Source organism: Nocardioides abyssi, assembly GCF_030412915.1.
In the GTDB taxonomy this organism is placed as follows: Bacteria; Actinomycetota; Actinomycetes; order Propionibacteriales; family Nocardioidaceae; genus Nocardioides; species Nocardioides abyssi.
This window is the reverse complement of the sequence record NZ_JAUHJR010000007.1, coordinates 158,278-173,403: the sequence shown is the minus strand read 5'-3', so window position 1 is coordinate 173,403 and position 15,126 is coordinate 158,278. Positions and strand designations below refer to the sequence as shown.

At 74.0% G+C, this 15,126-nt stretch carries 14 protein-coding genes; 5 read left to right on the top strand and 9 right to left on the bottom strand.

The features are described from left to right. Positions 1–15 precede the first annotated feature (15 nt). A complete protein-coding gene (hrcA, locus tag QWY29_RS15980) occupies positions 16–1,050 on the bottom strand; it encodes a heat-inducible transcriptional repressor HrcA (RefSeq protein WP_300962046.1) in 1,035 nt (344 codons plus the stop codon). A gap of 188 nt (positions 1,051–1,238) precedes the next feature. On the opposite strand from hrcA, the gene QWY29_RS15975 reads away from it, so the two are divergent. The 5 genes from QWY29_RS15975 to QWY29_RS15955 are packed head-to-tail and all read left to right on the top strand — an operon-like array spanning position 1,239 to position 4,518. Next, positions 1,239–1,964 (top strand): hypothetical protein, encoded by a 726-nt coding sequence (locus QWY29_RS15975; RefSeq protein ID WP_300962010.1) that lies wholly within the window; start codon positions 1,239–1,241, stop codon positions 1,962–1,964. A 23-nt stretch (positions 1,965–1,987) separates the two neighbouring features. Then, a complete protein-coding gene (locus QWY29_RS15970; RefSeq protein ID WP_300962009.1) occupies positions 1,988–2,836 on the top strand; it encodes an MBL fold metallo-hydrolase in 849 nt (282 codons plus the stop codon). An 18-nt stretch (positions 2,837–2,854) separates the two neighbouring features. Further along, entirely contained in the window at positions 2,855–3,085 is a 231-nt protein-coding gene (locus QWY29_RS15965) for a hypothetical protein (RefSeq protein WP_300962008.1), read from the top strand. Between the two features lie 51 nt (positions 3,086–3,136). Then, positions 3,137–3,988 (top strand): DUF3097 domain-containing protein, encoded by an 852-nt coding sequence (locus QWY29_RS15960; protein WP_300962007.1) that lies wholly within the window; start codon positions 3,137–3,139, stop codon positions 3,986–3,988. Next, positions 3,985–4,518 carry a DUF4870 domain-containing protein gene (locus QWY29_RS15955; protein ID WP_300962006.1) on the top strand — a complete coding sequence of 178 codons (534 nt, stop codon included), beginning with the start codon at positions 3,985–3,987 and terminating at the stop codon, positions 4,516–4,518. Before QWY29_RS15960 ends, QWY29_RS15955 begins: the two co-directional genes overlap by 4 nt. Before the next feature lie 29 nt (positions 4,519–4,547). Here QWY29_RS15955 and hemW read toward each other — a convergent pair whose 3' ends face one another. The 8 genes from hemW to QWY29_RS15915 all read right to left on the bottom strand — a co-directional run bounded on the left by hemW (position 4,548) and on the right by QWY29_RS15915 (position 15,120). Continuing rightward, entirely contained in the window at positions 4,548–5,768 is a 1,221-nt protein-coding gene (gene hemW, locus QWY29_RS15950) for a radical SAM family heme chaperone HemW (protein WP_300962005.1), read from the bottom strand. Positions 5,769–5,802: 34 nt separating this feature from the next. Next, the gene (locus QWY29_RS15945; RefSeq protein WP_300962004.1) at positions 5,803–9,219 is read right to left on the bottom strand and encodes an error-prone DNA polymerase; all 3,417 of its coding nucleotides are present in this window, start codon (positions 9,217–9,219) and stop codon (positions 5,803–5,805) included. After that, positions 9,219–10,751, bottom strand: a complete 1,533-nt coding sequence (locus tag QWY29_RS15940; protein ID WP_300962003.1) for a DNA polymerase Y family protein — start codon at positions 10,749–10,751, stop codon at positions 9,219–9,221. Before QWY29_RS15940 ends, QWY29_RS15945 begins: the two co-directional genes overlap by 1 nt. Then, positions 10,751–11,458, bottom strand: coding sequence for a DnaE2-dependent mutagenesis accessory factor ImuA' (gene imuA' / locus QWY29_RS15935; RefSeq protein WP_300962002.1), 708 nt, complete (start codon positions 11,456–11,458; stop codon positions 10,751–10,753). Before imuA' ends, QWY29_RS15940 begins: the two co-directional genes overlap by 1 nt. Before the next feature lie 148 nt (positions 11,459–11,606). Further along, positions 11,607–13,430 carry an AMP-dependent synthetase/ligase gene (locus QWY29_RS15930; RefSeq protein ID WP_300962001.1) on the bottom strand — a complete coding sequence of 608 codons (1,824 nt, stop codon included), beginning with the start codon at positions 13,428–13,430 and terminating at the stop codon, positions 11,607–11,609. Positions 13,431–13,585: 155 nt separating this feature from the next. Beyond that, positions 13,586–14,233, bottom strand: coding sequence for an MOSC domain-containing protein (locus QWY29_RS15925; protein ID WP_300962000.1), 648 nt, complete (start codon positions 14,231–14,233; stop codon positions 13,586–13,588). A gap of 99 nt (positions 14,234–14,332) precedes the next feature. Continuing rightward, positions 14,333–14,668 (bottom strand): hypothetical protein, encoded by a 336-nt coding sequence (locus QWY29_RS15920; RefSeq protein ID WP_300961999.1) that lies wholly within the window; start codon positions 14,666–14,668, stop codon positions 14,333–14,335. Further along, positions 14,665–15,120, bottom strand: coding sequence for a hypothetical protein (locus QWY29_RS15915; protein WP_300961998.1), 456 nt, complete (start codon positions 15,118–15,120; stop codon positions 14,665–14,667). Before QWY29_RS15915 ends, QWY29_RS15920 begins: the two co-directional genes overlap by 4 nt. Positions 15,121–15,126 lie beyond the last annotated feature (6 nt).

Genomic DNA, 15,126 nt, shown 5'->3' with positions numbered 1-15,126 from the left:
CGCGACGCGGGCCGGTCAGCCCTCGTCGAGGATCCGGGAGACGTAGCGGGCGACGGCGCGCACCGCGGACATCGTGCCGGGGTAGTCCATGCGGGTGGGGCCGACGATGCCCAGCGTGGCCAGCGCCTCGTCGCGCGGGCCGTAGCCGGTGGCGACGACGCTGGTGGAGGCGAGCTGCTCGTAGGGGCCCTCGGCGCCGATGCGCACCGTGACGGTGCCGCCGACGGTGGCCTCGCCGAGCAGCTTGAGCAGCACGACGTGCTCCTCGAGCGCCTCGAGCAGCGGGCGGACGGCGGAGTCGAACGAGTCGCCGTACCGGGCCAGGTTGGCCGCGCCGCCGACCGCGATCCGCTCGTCGGAGCGGTGGTCCTCCATCGCGTCGGCGAGGGTCTCGGCGACGGCGCGGGTGATGCCCTGGTCGCGGTCGGGACCCGCGCCGGGGGTCGTCGGGACGGTCTCGCGCAGCCGGCGCACGGCGTCGGCGATGACCTGGCCGGTGGCGGCCTGGTTGACCTGCGAGCGCAGGTCGGCGAGCGCGTCCTCGGACAGCTCGGTGGGCAGCTCGACGAGCCGCTGCTCGACCCGCCCGGTGCTGAGGATCAGCACGGCCAGCAGCCGGTTGGGGGTGAGGGCGACCAGCTCGACGTGGCGGACCGTGGAGCGCGAGAGCGTGGGGTACTGCACGACCGCGACCTGGCGGGTCAGCTGCGAGAGCAGCCGCACCGAGCGGGTCACGACGTCGTCGAGGTCGACGGCGCCGTCGAGGAACGAGGAGATCGCCCTCTTCTCGGCGGAGGTCATCGGCTTGACCGTGCTGAGCCGGTCGACGAAGAGCCGGTAGCCCTTGTCGGTGGGCACCCGGCCGGCACTGGTGTGCGGCTGGGTGATGTAGCCCTCGTCCTCGAGGACGGCCATGTCGTTGCGGACCGTGGCCGGCGAGACGCCGAGGCCGTGCCGCTCGACCAGCGACTTGGAGCCGACCGGCTCCTCGGTCGCCACGTAGTCCTCGACGATCGCCCGCAGCACGGCGAGCCTGCGGTCCTCCTGCACGTCGCCTCCCACCATCTGGCACTCGTCACGATTGAGTGCCAACTGTAGCGCGCCGGGGTCCTCCGTCCCGATCTCGGCGGCCGAGACGCCGGCTCGTCGGACGACCACAACGACACATAGGTTAGGCTCACCTAACCCGACCACCGCCCCGTGGTCACACCGGATCCCCGACGTCCCAGGGAGCACCCATGACCGTCGTCCCGAGCAGCACCACCCGCCGCGACCCGCAGCGCTCGGCGGCAGCCGCCCGCAGCGTGCTCTCGTGCCCCGCGGACGTGGGCCTGGTCGTCGACGGGGCGCCCGGCGTGCTCGACGGCCCGGACGTCGCGGCCACCGTCATGCAGGACTGCGCCGGCGAGCCGACGTTCTCCACCCCGCTCGGCTCGGACCTCGCCGTCGCCGCGGCGGAGGGTCGGGCCGCCGTGCTCACCGTCTCCAGCGGCCTCGGCCGGCCGGGGTCCGCGGACCGCGAGGTGACCGTGGGCATCGCGGGGCGGCTCGTCGTCCGCGGCCGCGACACCTGCCAGTGCTGCGGCGACCCGCGCGACCTCGTGGCGCTCGAGCCCGAGCGCGTGGTGCTCGGCCGCGCCGGGCGACCCGCGAGCGAGCACGAGCCGGTCGACCTCGCCCGCTTCCGGGCACCGGAGCACCAGCTCAACCGGGGCTACCTCCAGCGGTCGGTCGAGCACGCCAACGACCACCACCAGGACGAGCTGCGCCGCTCGGTGTCCACGGCCGTCGGCGCACCGCTCGACGAGGTCGTCGGCGTCGCGCTGGCCGACCTCCGCGCCGACGGCGTGGAGGTGCAGTGGGTCGGGCCGCACGGCGCGGACCGCACCGTGCTGCGCTTCCCCCGCGCCGCGCGCACCACCGCCGAGCTCGGCCACCTGCTGCGCCGGCACCTGGGGTCCTAGCCGGGTGCACCTAGGCTCGGCCGGTGACCTTCACCGAGATCGCCGACCGGGTCTGGGTGACCCGCCGCCCCTGGTTCGACGTGACCACCACCGTCGTGGGCGGCGAACGGGGCGTGGTCGTCGTCGACACGCACGCCTCGACGGCTGCGGGCCGGGCGCTCCTCGGCGACGTGCGCGCGCTGGGCGCCGGGCAGGTCGTCGCGGTCGTCAACACCCACTGGCACCTCGACCACACCTTCGGCAACGCGGCGTTCCGCGAGGCCGACCCGGACGTCGAGGTCCACGCCCACGAGGAGGCGGCGGCCGAGCTGGAGCGCGGCGCCGAGCCCGCCCGCGAGGAGTACGCCGCGGACGCGGCCGCGCCGCACCGCGACGACGTCCTCGCCACCACGGTCGTGGTGCCCGACCGCACGTTCTCCTCCGCCCGCGTGCTGGACCTCGGCGACCGCGCTCTCGAGCTGGTCCACCCCGGCCGTGGCCACACCGCGGGCGACCTCGTGCTGCGGGTGCCCGACGCCGACGTGCTGGTCGCCGGCGACCTGGTCGAGTCCTCGGCTCCCCCGTCCTTCGGCGACGACTCGTGGCCGATGGACTGGCCGCTCAGCCTCGACGTCGTCCTCGGGCTGACCACCTCGGCCTCCGTCGTCGTGCCGGGGCACGGCCCGGCGGTCGACCGGGACGCCGTGGAGGAGCAGCGCAACCTGATCGGCGTGGTCGCCGAGACGGTCCGCGACCTGGCCACCCGCGGCGTGCCGCTGGCCGACGCGCTCGAGGCCGCGGAGTGGCCCTGGCCCCGCGAGCACCTGCGCTCCGCGGTCGAGCGCGCCTACGCCCAGCTGCCCCGCAGCCAGCGGCGCTTGCCCCTGATCTGAACCGGGTACGGGCCGCCCATGAGCGAGCCCACCCCCGAGGACGCCGGCCAGGACGCGACCGGCATCGGCGACGACCAGCTGCCCGACGACCTCCAGCCCGGCGAGGACAACCCGCTGGCCGAGGGCCTGGAGCCCGGCGAGACCGCCGGCGACCTCCTCGAGGAGGGCAAGCACGCCGACCAGGACGAGGACCAGGACGAAGGCGCCGGGACCGGCGAGGACGGGTCGAGCACGTCACAGGACGGCTGACCCGGCGCGCCGTGCGCCGCACCGTCGGCGCCCGCGCCTAGCGTCGGAGACGTGACCGACCGCTACGGATCCGACGTCCTCTCCACCGACTGGCGCGCCCCGAAGCGCGGCCGTGCCGTCGAGGCGCCGGCCGAGCTCGGCGCGGTCGTCGAGGAGGTCACGACCGACTGGGTCGGCGAGATCGTCGCCGTCGACCGCGACCTGCACACCGTGACGCTGGAGGACCGCCGCAACAAGCGGCGCACGTTTCCCCTCGGCGCCGGCTTCCTGCTCGAGGGCAGGCCGGTCATCCTCGTCGCCCCGGTCCGCGGTGGCGCGCCCGCCAAGCCGACCCGCACCGCGTCGGGCTCGGTCGCGGTCCACGGGGCCAAGGCGCGGGTGGCCCGGGCAAGCCGGATCTTCGTCGAGGGCCGGCACGACGCCGAGCTGGTCGAGAAGGTCTGGGGCGACGACCTGCGCATCGAGGGCGTCGTCGTGGAGTACCTCGACGGCGTCGACGACCTCTCCGAGCAGCTGCGCGACTTCGGCCCGGGCCCGAACCGCCGGGTCGGTGTGCTCGTCGACCACCTCGTCAAGGGCTCCAAGGAGAGCCGGATCGCCGACGCGGTGCGCCGCTCCCCGGTCGGCAAGCACGTGCTGATCGTCGGCCACCCCTTCATCGACGTCTGGGCCGCGGTCAAGCCGGAGCGCCTGGGCCTGCAGCGCTGGCCCGACGTGCCCCGCCACCTGGAGTGGAAGAAGGGCGTGTGCCAGCAGCTGGGCTGGCCGCACCGCGACCAGGCCGACATCGCCCGGGCGTGGAAGCACATCCTCTCGAAGGTCCAGTCCTTCGGCGACCTCGAGCCCGCGCTTCTCGGTAGGGTCGAGGAACTGATCGACTTCGTCACCGAGGAGCAGCCGTGAGCGACCCCTACGGCCCCCCGCCGTCCGACCCCCAGGACCCGGCCGGCCAGCAGCCCTACGGCCAGCAGCCCTACGGCCAGCAGCCCTACGGACAGCAGCCCTACGGCCAACAGCCTCAGGGCCAGCAGCCCTACGGGCAGCAGCCGTACGGCTACGGCCAGCAGCCGCCGCAGGCCTACCGGGGCCAGGGACCGGCCAACCCCGACGAGCGGACCTGGGGCGGCGCGGCCCACTGGTCGGCGCTGATCGGTGCGTTCGTCGCGCTGGCGTTCATCGGCCCGCTGGTGGTGATGCTCGTCAAGGGCAACCAGTCGGGTTACGTCCGCGCGCAGGCGGTCGAGTCGCTGAACTTCCAGCTCTCGATCCTCATCTACGGGATCGTCTCGTTCGTGCTCGTGTTCGTGCTGGTCGGCTTCCTGCTGCTGCCGATCGTGGGCCTGCTGTGGCTGGTCTTCACGATCATCGGCTCGGTCAAGGCCAGCAACGGCGAGCTGTACCGCTACCCGCTGACCATCCGAATGGTCAGCTGAGGCCCAGCCCGGCAGCCCAGCCCAGCAGGTCAGCCCAGCAGGTCGCGCACGACGGCGTCGGCGAGCAGCCGACCGTCCCGGGTGAGCACCAGCCGCCCGTCCTGCTCCACCAGCAGTCCCCGGTCGACCAGGCCGGGGACTGCTGCGTTCCCGGCCTCGTCGAGCACCGCGCTGTCCAGCCCGTCGGCCAGGCGCAGCTCGAGCAGCACCCGCTCGACGCGCTGGTCCTCGGCGGTGAGCACCTCGCGGGCGTGCGCGGGGCTGCGGCCCGCGGCCAGCCGGTCGGCGTACGCCGCGGGGTGCTTGACGTTCCACCAGCGGGTGCCGCCGACGTGGGAGTGCGCGCCGGGGCCGACGCCCCACCAGTCCGCGCCGGCCCAGTAGAGCTCGTTGTGCCGGCACCGCGAGGCGCGGTCGCGGCTCCAGTTGGAGACCTCGTACCACCCCAGCCCGGCGGCGGTCATCCGCTCGTCGGCGAGGAGGTACTTGTCGGCGAGGTCGTCGTCGTCGGGCACCGGCACCTCGCCACGGCGCACCTGCCGGGCCAGGGCGGTGCCCTCCTCGACGATGAGCGCGTACGCCGACACGTGGTCGGGCGCCGACGCCAGCGCGGCGTCGAGCGACGTCGACCAGTCGGCGAGCGACTCCCCCGGCGTGCCGTAGATGAGGTCGAGGCTGACCTGGTCGAAGCCGGCCGCGCGGGCCCACTCGACGACGGCCGGCACCCGCAGCGGGTCGTGGGTGCGGTCGAGGACGCGCAGCACGTGCGGCACGGCGGACTGCATGCCGACCGAGACCCGGGTGAAGCCGGCGGCGCGCAGCCCGTCGAGGTAGAGCAGGTCGACGCTGTCGGGGTTGGCCTCGGTGGTCACCTCGACCCCGGGGACCAGGCCGAACTCCTCGTCGATCGCGGCGAGCACCGCCCCGAGGTCCTCGGGGCCGAGCAGCGTCGGGGTGCCGCCGCCGAGGAAGACGGTCTCCACCGGTAGGTCGCGGTCACCGAGCACGCGCCGCGCGCGGCGTACCTCCGCGATCGCGGACGCGGCGTAGGAGGTGCGGGACACCGTGTGCCCGTCGCGGGTCAGCTCCTCGGCGGTGTAGGTGTTGAAGTCGCAGTAGCCGCAACGCACCGTGCAGAACGGCACGTGGACGTAGAACCCGAACGGCCGCTCCCCCAGCCGCGCGAGCGACCCCTCCGGGAGGGCGCCGTCCTCGGGCACCGGGTCGCCGGCGGGAAGGACGGAAGGCACGGCTCCATCCTCCCACCGGGGCCCGGTCACGCCCTCATCGGAAGTCGCGGGACCGGTGCTTCTCCTTCAGCGCCCGCCCGGCCTCGGGGTGCAGGTCCTCGAGGGAGGAGATCTTGTCGGCCACCAGGTTGGTGACGCCGTCCTCGCGCTCGAGCATGCCGCGGATCACGACCGCCGAGGACCCCGCGGCCGCCTTGCGGTGCCGGCGCCAGACCCCGACGGTGCAGATGACGTTGAGCATGCCGGTCTCGTCCTCGAGGTTGAGGAAGGTGACCCCGCCCGCGGTGCCCGGGCGCTGCCGGTGGGTGACCAGGCCGGCGACGCTGATCCGGCGGTTGGGCTCGGTGGTGGCGAGGTCCGCGACCGAGCGGACCCCCGCCCGGCGCAGCTGGTCGCGCAGGTGGCCGAAGGGGTGGCTGTCGGTCGTCACGCCGGTGGCCCACAGGTCGGCCATCGTCGTCTCGACCGCGTCCATGTCCGGCAGCATCGGCGCGTCCCCGGCGACCCGAACCCCCTCGAGCTGGTCCTCCCGCTCGGTCCAGCCGGCGTTCCACAGCGCCTGCCGGCGGCTCAGCCCGCTGCTGTCGAAGGCCCCGGCGGTCGCCAGCGCCTCGAGCTGCCGGGCGTCGAGCCCGGCCCGTCGCGACAGGTCCACCTGGTCGGCGAACGGCCGCTCCGCACGGGCCGCCACGATCCGGGCGGCCACGTCGAGGCCGATGCCGCGCACGGAGTCCAGCCCCAGCCGGACGGCGTACGCCGTGTCGCGGCGGTGCCGCGGGGTGGGGTCAGGGGTGCCCGGGACGAAGAAAGTCTTGCCCGGATGGTCGAGCAGGCAGGAGTCCATCCCCGAGACGCGGGCGCCCTCGGCGAGCGGCTCGAGGTCGGCCTGCGCCCCGGATCGCCCGAGGTCGGGCTTGAGCACGGTGACGCCGTGCCGGCGGGCGTCGCCGACCAGCGACTGCGCGGAGTAGAAGCCCATCGGCTGGGCGCGCAGCAGCCCGGCGAGGAACGCCCCCGGGTAGTGCAGCTTGAACCACGAGCTGGCGTAGACGAGCTTGGCGAAGGACAGCGCGTGGCTCTCGGCGAACCCGAAGTTGGCGAAGGACAGGATCTTGACGTAGATCGCGTCCGCGTCGTCCCCGACGATGCCGCGGCGCTCCATCCCGTCGTACAGCTTGTGCTTGATGCTCTCGATCCGCTCGATGCCGCGCTTGGAGCCCATCGCCCGGCGCAGCAGGTCGGCCTCGTCGGGGGTGCAGTCGCCGATCGTCTTGGCCATGTCCATCAGCTGCTCCTGGAACAGCGGGACGCCCAGGGTCCGCTCGAGGACCGGGACGAGCTCGGGGTGGGGGTAGTCGACCGGCTCGCGGCCGGTGGCCCGACGGACGTAGGGGTGCACCGCGCCGCCCTGGATCGGGCCGGGGCGGATGAGCGCGATCTCGATGGCCAGGTCGTAGAAGCAGCGCGGCTGCAGCCGCGGCAGGGTGCCGATCTGGGCGCGGCTCTCGACCTGGAAGACGCCGATGGAGTCCGCGCGGCAGAGCATGTCGTAGACCGCCGGCTCCTCCTTGGGGATCGTCGCCAGCTCCCAGCGGTCCCCGAGGTGCTCGCCGACGATGCGGATCATGTGGTCGAGCGCGGAGAGCATCCCGAGCCCGAGCAGGTCGAACTTGACCAGCCCCATGAACTCGCAGCCGTCCTTGTCCCACTGCAGGACCGTGCGGCCCTCCATCCGGGCGTGCTCGATCGGGCAGACCTCGCCGATGGGCCGCTCGGTGAGCACCATCCCGCCGGAGTGGATGCCGAGGTGCCGCGGGGCGGAGAGCAGCTGGTTGGCCAGCGCCACGACCTGCTCGGGCACCTCGGTCTCGCCGGGGTCGCCGTCGGGCTCGACCTTGGTCCAGCTCGAGATCGACTTCGACCAGGCGTCCTGCTGGCCCGGGGAGAAGCCGAGCGCCTTGGCGGCGTCGCGGACCGCCATCTTGGGCCGGTAGCTGATGACGTTGGCGACCTGCGCGGCGTTGTGGCGGCCGTAGCGCTCGTAGACCCACTGGATGACCTCCTCGCGGCGGTCGGAGTCGAAGTCCACGTCGATGTCGGGCTCCTCGTCGCGGTGCTCGGAGATGAACCGCTCGAAGGGGAGCCGGTAGAAGACCGGGTCGATCGCGGTGATGCCGAGCGCGTGGCAGACCACCGAGCTGGCCGCCGACCCGCGGCCCTGGCAGAGGATCCCGCGGGAGCGGGCGAAGGCGACGATGTCGTGGACGATGACGAAGTAGCCGGCGAAGTCCTTGCGCTCGATGACCTCGAGCTCGTGGAGGATCTTGGCGCGCGCCTCGGCCTCGAGGTCGGTGCCGTAGTAGCGCTGCTCGAAGCCGCGCCAGGTCAGCACCTTCAGCCAGCTGATCGGGGTGTGGCCCTCGGGGATGCCGTCCTTGGGCAGCCGCGGGGTGGCCTTCTGCAGGTCGAAGACGACCTGGTCGGCCAGCTCCACCGACCGCGTCACCGCGCCGGGATAGCGGGCGAACCGCCGCGCCATCTCCTCCCCCGACCGCAGGCAGGCCGCGCCGCTGGCTGGCAGCCAGCCGTCCATCTCGGCCAGGCTCCGCCGGGCCCGGATCGCGGCCATCGCCGCGGCCAGCCGGTGGTCGCCGGGCCGGGCGTGGTGGACGTTGTTGGTCGCCACCGCCGGCAGGCCGTGCTCGGCGGCGAGCGCGAAGAGCAGGTCGTTGTCGTCGGCGTCGGTCGGGTGCCCGTGGTCGACCAGCTCCACGGCCACCGAGCCGCGACCGAACAGCTCGACCAGCCGGCCCAGCTCGCGGGCCGCCGCGGCCGGCCCCTCGGCCCGCAGCGCGGAGCGGACCGCGCCCTTGCGGCAGCCGGTCAGCACCAGCCAGTGGCCCTCGGCCCGCTCGCCCAGCTCGGCGAGGTCGTAGACCGGGCGGCCCTTCTCCTGGCCGCGCAGGTGGGCGTCGGTGATCGACGCCGCCAGCCGGTGGTAGCCCTCCACCCCGCGGGCCAGCACCAGCAGGTGGGTGCCCTCGGGGTCGGCCACGCCCTGCTGGGCCCGGCCGAGGTCGAGGGAGAGCTCGGCGCCGTACGCCGTCCGCAGGTCCGAGCGTCCGGACACCGCACCGTTGACCTGGGCGGTCTCCGCGAACAGCGGTGCCCCGTGGAACCCGTCGTGGTCGGTGATCGCCAGGCTGTCCAGGCCCAGCCGGATCGCCTCGAGCACCAGCTGGTCCGGCGAGCTCGCGCCGTCGAGGAAGCTGAAGCTGGAGTGGCAGTGCAGCTCGGCGTAGGGCACCACCGGTCCGTCCGGCGCCGCGACGTCGGTCTGCCTCGGCCGGCGCTTGCGCCGCGAGATCGGCGCCTCCGAGGACAGGTCGGGGCGTCCGGAGAGCCGGCGCTCGAGCTCGGCCCACGGCATGGTCGGGTTGTTCCAGCCCATCAGTCGTAGCCCGCCTCGGTCCACCACACCGAATCCGCTGCGGCCTGGTCGTAGGTCATCAGCCAGGCGCGGCCGTCGACACCGACCACCTGGAAGCGCGCCACCCGCCGCGGGGTGCCCTCCCACCACAGCTCCTCCACCGGCCACGGGCCGGCCCAGGCCGCGACCGGCTGCCACGGCTCGTCGGCGCTCGGGCGGAACCGCGCCGGCTCACCACGCACCGCGCCGCGCTCGTCGACCACGACCGGTCGCCCGCCCGGCTCGACGAGCGCCGCCGGCCAGGGGTCGGCCAGCACCCGGGCCGGTGCGGGCGGCGGGATGCTGCCCGGCCACGGCAGGCCGGTGGGCCGCAGGCCGGTCGGCCGCTCGCCCCACGGCACCATCGCCTGCCGGTCGGCCGGCGCCCGGCCGCCCTGCAGCACCGGCACCAGGACCGCCTCGTGGCCGAGCATCCCCTGCACCCGCGCGATCCCGCGCTGGACCCGCTCGTCGGTGCCGCCCCACAGCCCGTCGGCGTGGACGGAGTCCGGCACGACCGTCTCCGGCACGAACCGCACCCGCTCGACCGGCGCCCGCACCTCGCCGGCCCTGAAGCCACCCTGCAGCTGCCAGTGCAGCCGGTCGACGACGTCGGTCGCGCCGAACCAGCGCGGGTGCAGCCACCGCCGCGAGGAGGCGACCACCCCGTCGGCCTCGGCCTGCACGAGCAGCTCGGTGCACACCAGCCCCCGGCGGGCCAGCCCCTCGACGAAGGCGTCGGCGGTGCGGCGCGCGCTGAAGCAGATGGTCTCCGCGGAGTCCAACGGCGGCTCGAAGTCGACGTGGACCTCCAGGTCCGGCGGCGGGGTCCGCTCGGCCAGCAGCCGCTCCCCCTGCCCGGAGACCACCCGGTGCACCCAGGCCACCTGCCGGCCGAACCGGGCCAGCACGTCACCGGCCCGCAGGTCGGCGAGCTGCCCGAGCGTGCGCAGGCCGAGCCGCTTGAGCAGCCCGACGGTCTCAGGGTCGTCGAGCACCTCGACCGGCAGGGCCCGCAAGAACGGCACCGACTCCCCCGCCGGCACCACCACGCTGTCCTGCGGCTCGGCCCGGCGCGCGGCCTGCTCGGCGGTGAACAGCTCGTCGGCGACCCCCACCCGGCAGTCCCACACCCCGTGCTGCACCAGCCGCTCGGCCAGCACCGCCGCGGCCTCGGCCTCCCCGCCGTAGAACCGGCCCGGCGACCGGAGCGCCACCAGGCCGGGCCGCAGCGGCGCCACGCCGGGCCGCAGCTGCTCGAGCACCGCCAGGACGTCCTCGAACGCCCGCGCGTCGCGGTCGGGGTTGGCGGCGAGCACGGCGATCTCGGGGCACCGCGCCTGGGCGTCGCGCCGCCGCATGCCGCGGCGTACCCCGAACTCCCGGGCGGGACCGTTGAGCGCCTGCACGACGTTGGCCGCGAACACCGCGGCCGGCTGCCGGGGCGGCAGCGCCTCCTCGACCAGCGCGGCGACCACCGGCCAGTCGGGGCACCACACGACGAGGGTGCGCATCAGCTGGCCGCGACCGCGGGGTGCGCGTCGGGGAGCACCGCGGGGGCGGGGGCGGGCACGGGACGCAGGTGGGTCTCGGCCGGCTCCCCGGGGAACCACAGCGTCGTACGCCGCGGCGGGGCCGAGCCCCGGCGCGTCTCGACGACCACCTGGCGGCTGCGGAGGTGGCCGTGGCCGAGGCCGACGCCGGTCCACCGCGGCTCGGCGGTGGTGAGCCGGACCTCGCAGCGCGGCCAGGGCCCGAGCGCGACCAGCACGCCGCCGCGCTTGCGCAGCCGGGCGCCGAGCTTCTCCGCCACGTGCTCCCCCACCCGCGGCGGAGGACGCAGCACGACCACCGCGACGACGTCGACGAGCGCGGCGGTCACCTCGAGCCACTGCTCGCCGGGCTCGGGGACCAGCACGGTGCGGCCCAGGTCGACCCCGGCCGCGGCGGCGGCCTCCGCGCCGAAGTCGGGCACGCCCACCACCGCGCACCACTCGCCGGCCTGCGACGGGCCGGCCATCAGGGCCAGGGCCAGCGAGGTGCTGTCGGCCTCGTAGCTGCCGCCGGTGCGCAGCTGGACCGCCCCGCCGAGCGCGGGGTGGGTGGGCAGCGGACGTCGCGGGACCCCGTCGGTCATCCGCTGCATGCGCTCGCGCAGCCGCGCGATCTCGGCCGCGGCCGAGGTCGCGCCGGACGACGCCGCAGAGGAAGAGGTGGCCACACCCCAGTATCGAACACGCGTTCGAACGCGTCAACCGGGGGTGGCCACCTCTGGGGTGGTGCTCGTCTGCAGCTGTGGGTGGAGCGGCGGCCGGTCCCGAGACCGGCCGGGTGGATCAGGGGTGGATCAGGTGCGGATCAGGCGTGGATCAGGAGGCGTAGAGCGCGTCGATGCGCGCCTTGTTGTTGTCCTCCACGACGTTGCGCTTGACCTTCATCGAGGGGGTCAGCTCGCCGGACTCGATGGTCAGGTCGTGGTCGAGGATCTCCCACTTCTTGATGGTCTCCCAGCGGTTCAGGCGGCCGTTGAGCTGCTCGACGTACCCCGCGACCATCTCCTTGACCTGCGGCGAGGCGACGACCTCGCTGTAGGACGTCCCGCTCATGCCGTTCTCCTCGGCCCACGCCGCCATGGCGTCCGGGTCGAGGGTGACCAGCGCGACGCAGTAGTTGCGCTCGTTGCCGAAGACCATGAACTGGCTGGTGTAGGGGCACAGCGCCTTGAACTTCGACTCGATGGCCGAGGGGGCGATGTACTTGCCGCCGGAGGTCTTGAACAGGTCCTTGATCCGGCCGGTGATGGTGAGGAACCCGTCGGCGTCGAGCGAGCCCTTGTCACCGGTGCGCAGCCAGCCGTCCTCGGTGAACGCCTTCGCGGTCTCCTCGGGGAGGTTGTGGTAGCCCTCCATGACGTGGGGGCCCTTGATCTGGACCTCGTCGCCCTCGCCGATGCGGACCTGGGCGCCCGGGAGCGCGGGGCCGACGGTGCCCATCTTGTAGTCGGCCGGGTGGTTGACCGTGGCGCCCGCGGCGTTCTCGGTCATGCCGTAGCCCTCGAGGATGAGGATGCCGGCGGCGTTGAACCACTCGGCGATCTCCTGGTTCAGCGCGGCCGAGCCGGAGATGAAGAAGCGGACGCGGCCACCGAAGCGGTCGCGGACCTTGGAGAAGACCAGCTTGTCGAAGAGGCCGTGCTGGAGCTTCAGGCCGAGCGGGACGCCCTGGCCCTCGCGCTTGAGCCGGTCGACCTTGATGCCGACCTCGAAGGCCTTCTTGAACAGCTTCTCCTTGGCCCCGCCCTCGGCGGCCTGCATCGTGACGATCCGGCCGTGGGCCTTCTCGAAGATGCGCGGAGCGGCGCCCATGAAGGTCGGCTTCACGATGCCGAGGTTCTCCACGATCTTGTCGATGCGGCCGTCGATGGCGGTCGCGAAGCCGCACGCGAGCTGGCTGGAGAGCAGCACCTTGCCGAAGGAGTGGGCCATCGGCAGCCAGAGGAACTGCAGGTCGTCCTCGTGGAGGATGTCCTGGGCCTCGATCGCCGCGCCCTCGTAGACCCAGGAGCGGTGCGTGAGGCGGACGCCCTTGGGCTTGCCGGTCGTGCCGGAGGTGTAGATCAGGGTCGCCAGCTGCTCGGCCGGGATGGCCCGCGCGGTCTGGTCCACGATCTCCGGCTGGTCGGCCAGCAGCTTCTCGCCCAGCTCGGCGAGGTGGTCCATCGTGATGACCCAGTCGCCGTCGGCGACGCCGTCGAAGGTCACGACCTTCATCAGGTGCGGCAGCTCGTTCTTGTGCGCCTTGAGCTTCGCGAGCTGCTCGTCGTCCTCGGCGAAGACGACGCGGCACTCCGCGTCACCGAGGATGTAGGCCACGTCGGGGGCGTTGGTCGTCGGGTAGACCGTGGTGGTGGCGCCGCCGGCGCACATGACCGCCAGGTCGGCCAGGATCCACTCGTAGCGGGTGCCGGCGGCGATGCCGACGCGCTGCTCGGACTCCAGGCCCAGCGCGAGCAGGCCGGCGGCCAGGCGACGGACCCGGTCGCCCGTCTGGGCCCAGGTGACGGACTCCCACGCCTCTCCACGCGGGAAGCGGTACGCCTCGGCGCCGGACGACTGGGCGACGCGGTCGAGGAACTGCACGGCCACGTTCGCGGGCAGGCGGTCGACGAAGCTGGTGTCGTGGTTGACAGGCATGGCTCTCCTGGGTGACGGCAGGGAGGGTAGGCCGAAGCGGCCCGAGCTCCCGTCGCGGGCTGATGGCCGTAACCTACGTCACTCGCGACTCGTCGGTAACCGGATCCACCCGGTTGCCCGCCCCGTCGGGCAAAGACTTCGCCGATCGCGGCCCGTCAGACCCGCACGCCGACGTACTGCTCCGCCTTGCGGCGGGCCTTCTCGGCGAGGCCGTCGACCTCCAGCAGCCGCGGCAGCAGCGCCGGGTCTGTGTGCAGCGCGCGAAACATCGTGCCGATGGTGACGCCGTGGCCGGGACGGTGCACGACGTGGACCTCGTCGCCGGCCTGGACCGCCCCCGGTGCGAGCACCCGCAGGTAGGCGCCCGGGGCCCCGTCGAGGGTGAACCGCTTGACCCAGGCGCGGTTGTCGAAGCCGCAGCGACCCATCCAGGTCTTGAAGTCGTTGCACGGGGTGCGGACGTACGCCACCTCCAGCAGGGTCGAGCCGACCTGCCAGCGCTCCCCCACCTCGGCCTCGGTCACCTCGACGCCGCGCGTGGTGAGGTTCTCCGCGAACTGGCCGTCGCGGACCTCCTGCCCGAGGTCGGCCGCCCAGCGGTCGAGATCCTCGCGGGCGTAGGCGTAGACCGCCTGGTCTACCCCGCCGTGGTGGCGGGTGTCGGAGACCTGGTCGCCGGCGAGGCCGAGCCGGCCGACCTCGACGGGGCCCACGACCGGCGCCTTGTCGATGCTGGTGCGGCCGATGCCGGCCCACGCTGCCTCACGGGGCGTGCCGACGTTGACGGAGACGAGCTGGGACACGGGAGAAGTCTGGACCCGCTCCGGCGCGCGCGCCGCATCTTCGCCGAAGCCGCAGCCGAGGGGCGCAGGGCGGCGGCGAGGCCCGAGGGACGGGCGGCTTCAGAGACCGAGCACGTACGGCAGCGGCCCCGCCGCCAGCCCCAGCACGATCGCGCCGAGGATGCCCGGGGTGGAGACGCGGGTCCACGCCCACACGACCAGCATCGGCAGCACCAGCAGCGGCAGCACGAGCGCGAGGTAGAGGCCGTTGCCGTTCTCGCGCCACATGAACACGTGCAGCACGATGAAGAGCGGCCCGACGAAGAGCGCGCCGATGAACCGGTTGAGCCGGGTGATCGGGGTGTTGGCCCACCGCCGCTTGAACGCCGTGCCGAACGGCTCGCGGCCGTCGGCGACGGGCTCGTGCGCCGAGGCGACCGGGACCTCCTCGCTCACCGCTGCTCGTCCTCCGAGCCGGTGGACCCGGTGGACCCGGCGGACCGGGCCACCTCGGCGGCGTCGGCGAGCGCCTGGTCGTGCTCGGCCCGGAACTCCGGGTCGGTCTCGCGCAGCTCCTGGACCAGGTCCTCGAGCCGACCGCCGAGGTCGGTGCGGAAGTCCTGCGCCGACCAGTGGTCGTCCTCCCCGTGCACCACGGCCCGCCACGTGGTCTCGCCGCGCTCGATGCGCTCGACGAGTGCCCGCTGCTCGGGCGGGAGCTGGCCGTTGCGCAGCGCGTCGCGGGCCGCCTGCTCCTCCTCGCGCCGCTCGCGGACGAGCTCCTCGCGCATGCGGGACAGCTCGGCCTTCATCGCCTCGGCCTCCCGGGCCAGGCCGAGGGCCTGCTCGCGGGCGCGCAGCACCACGGTGCGCAGCTCGGCGAGGTCGCGGTCGTTGCCCTGGCTCATCGTCGA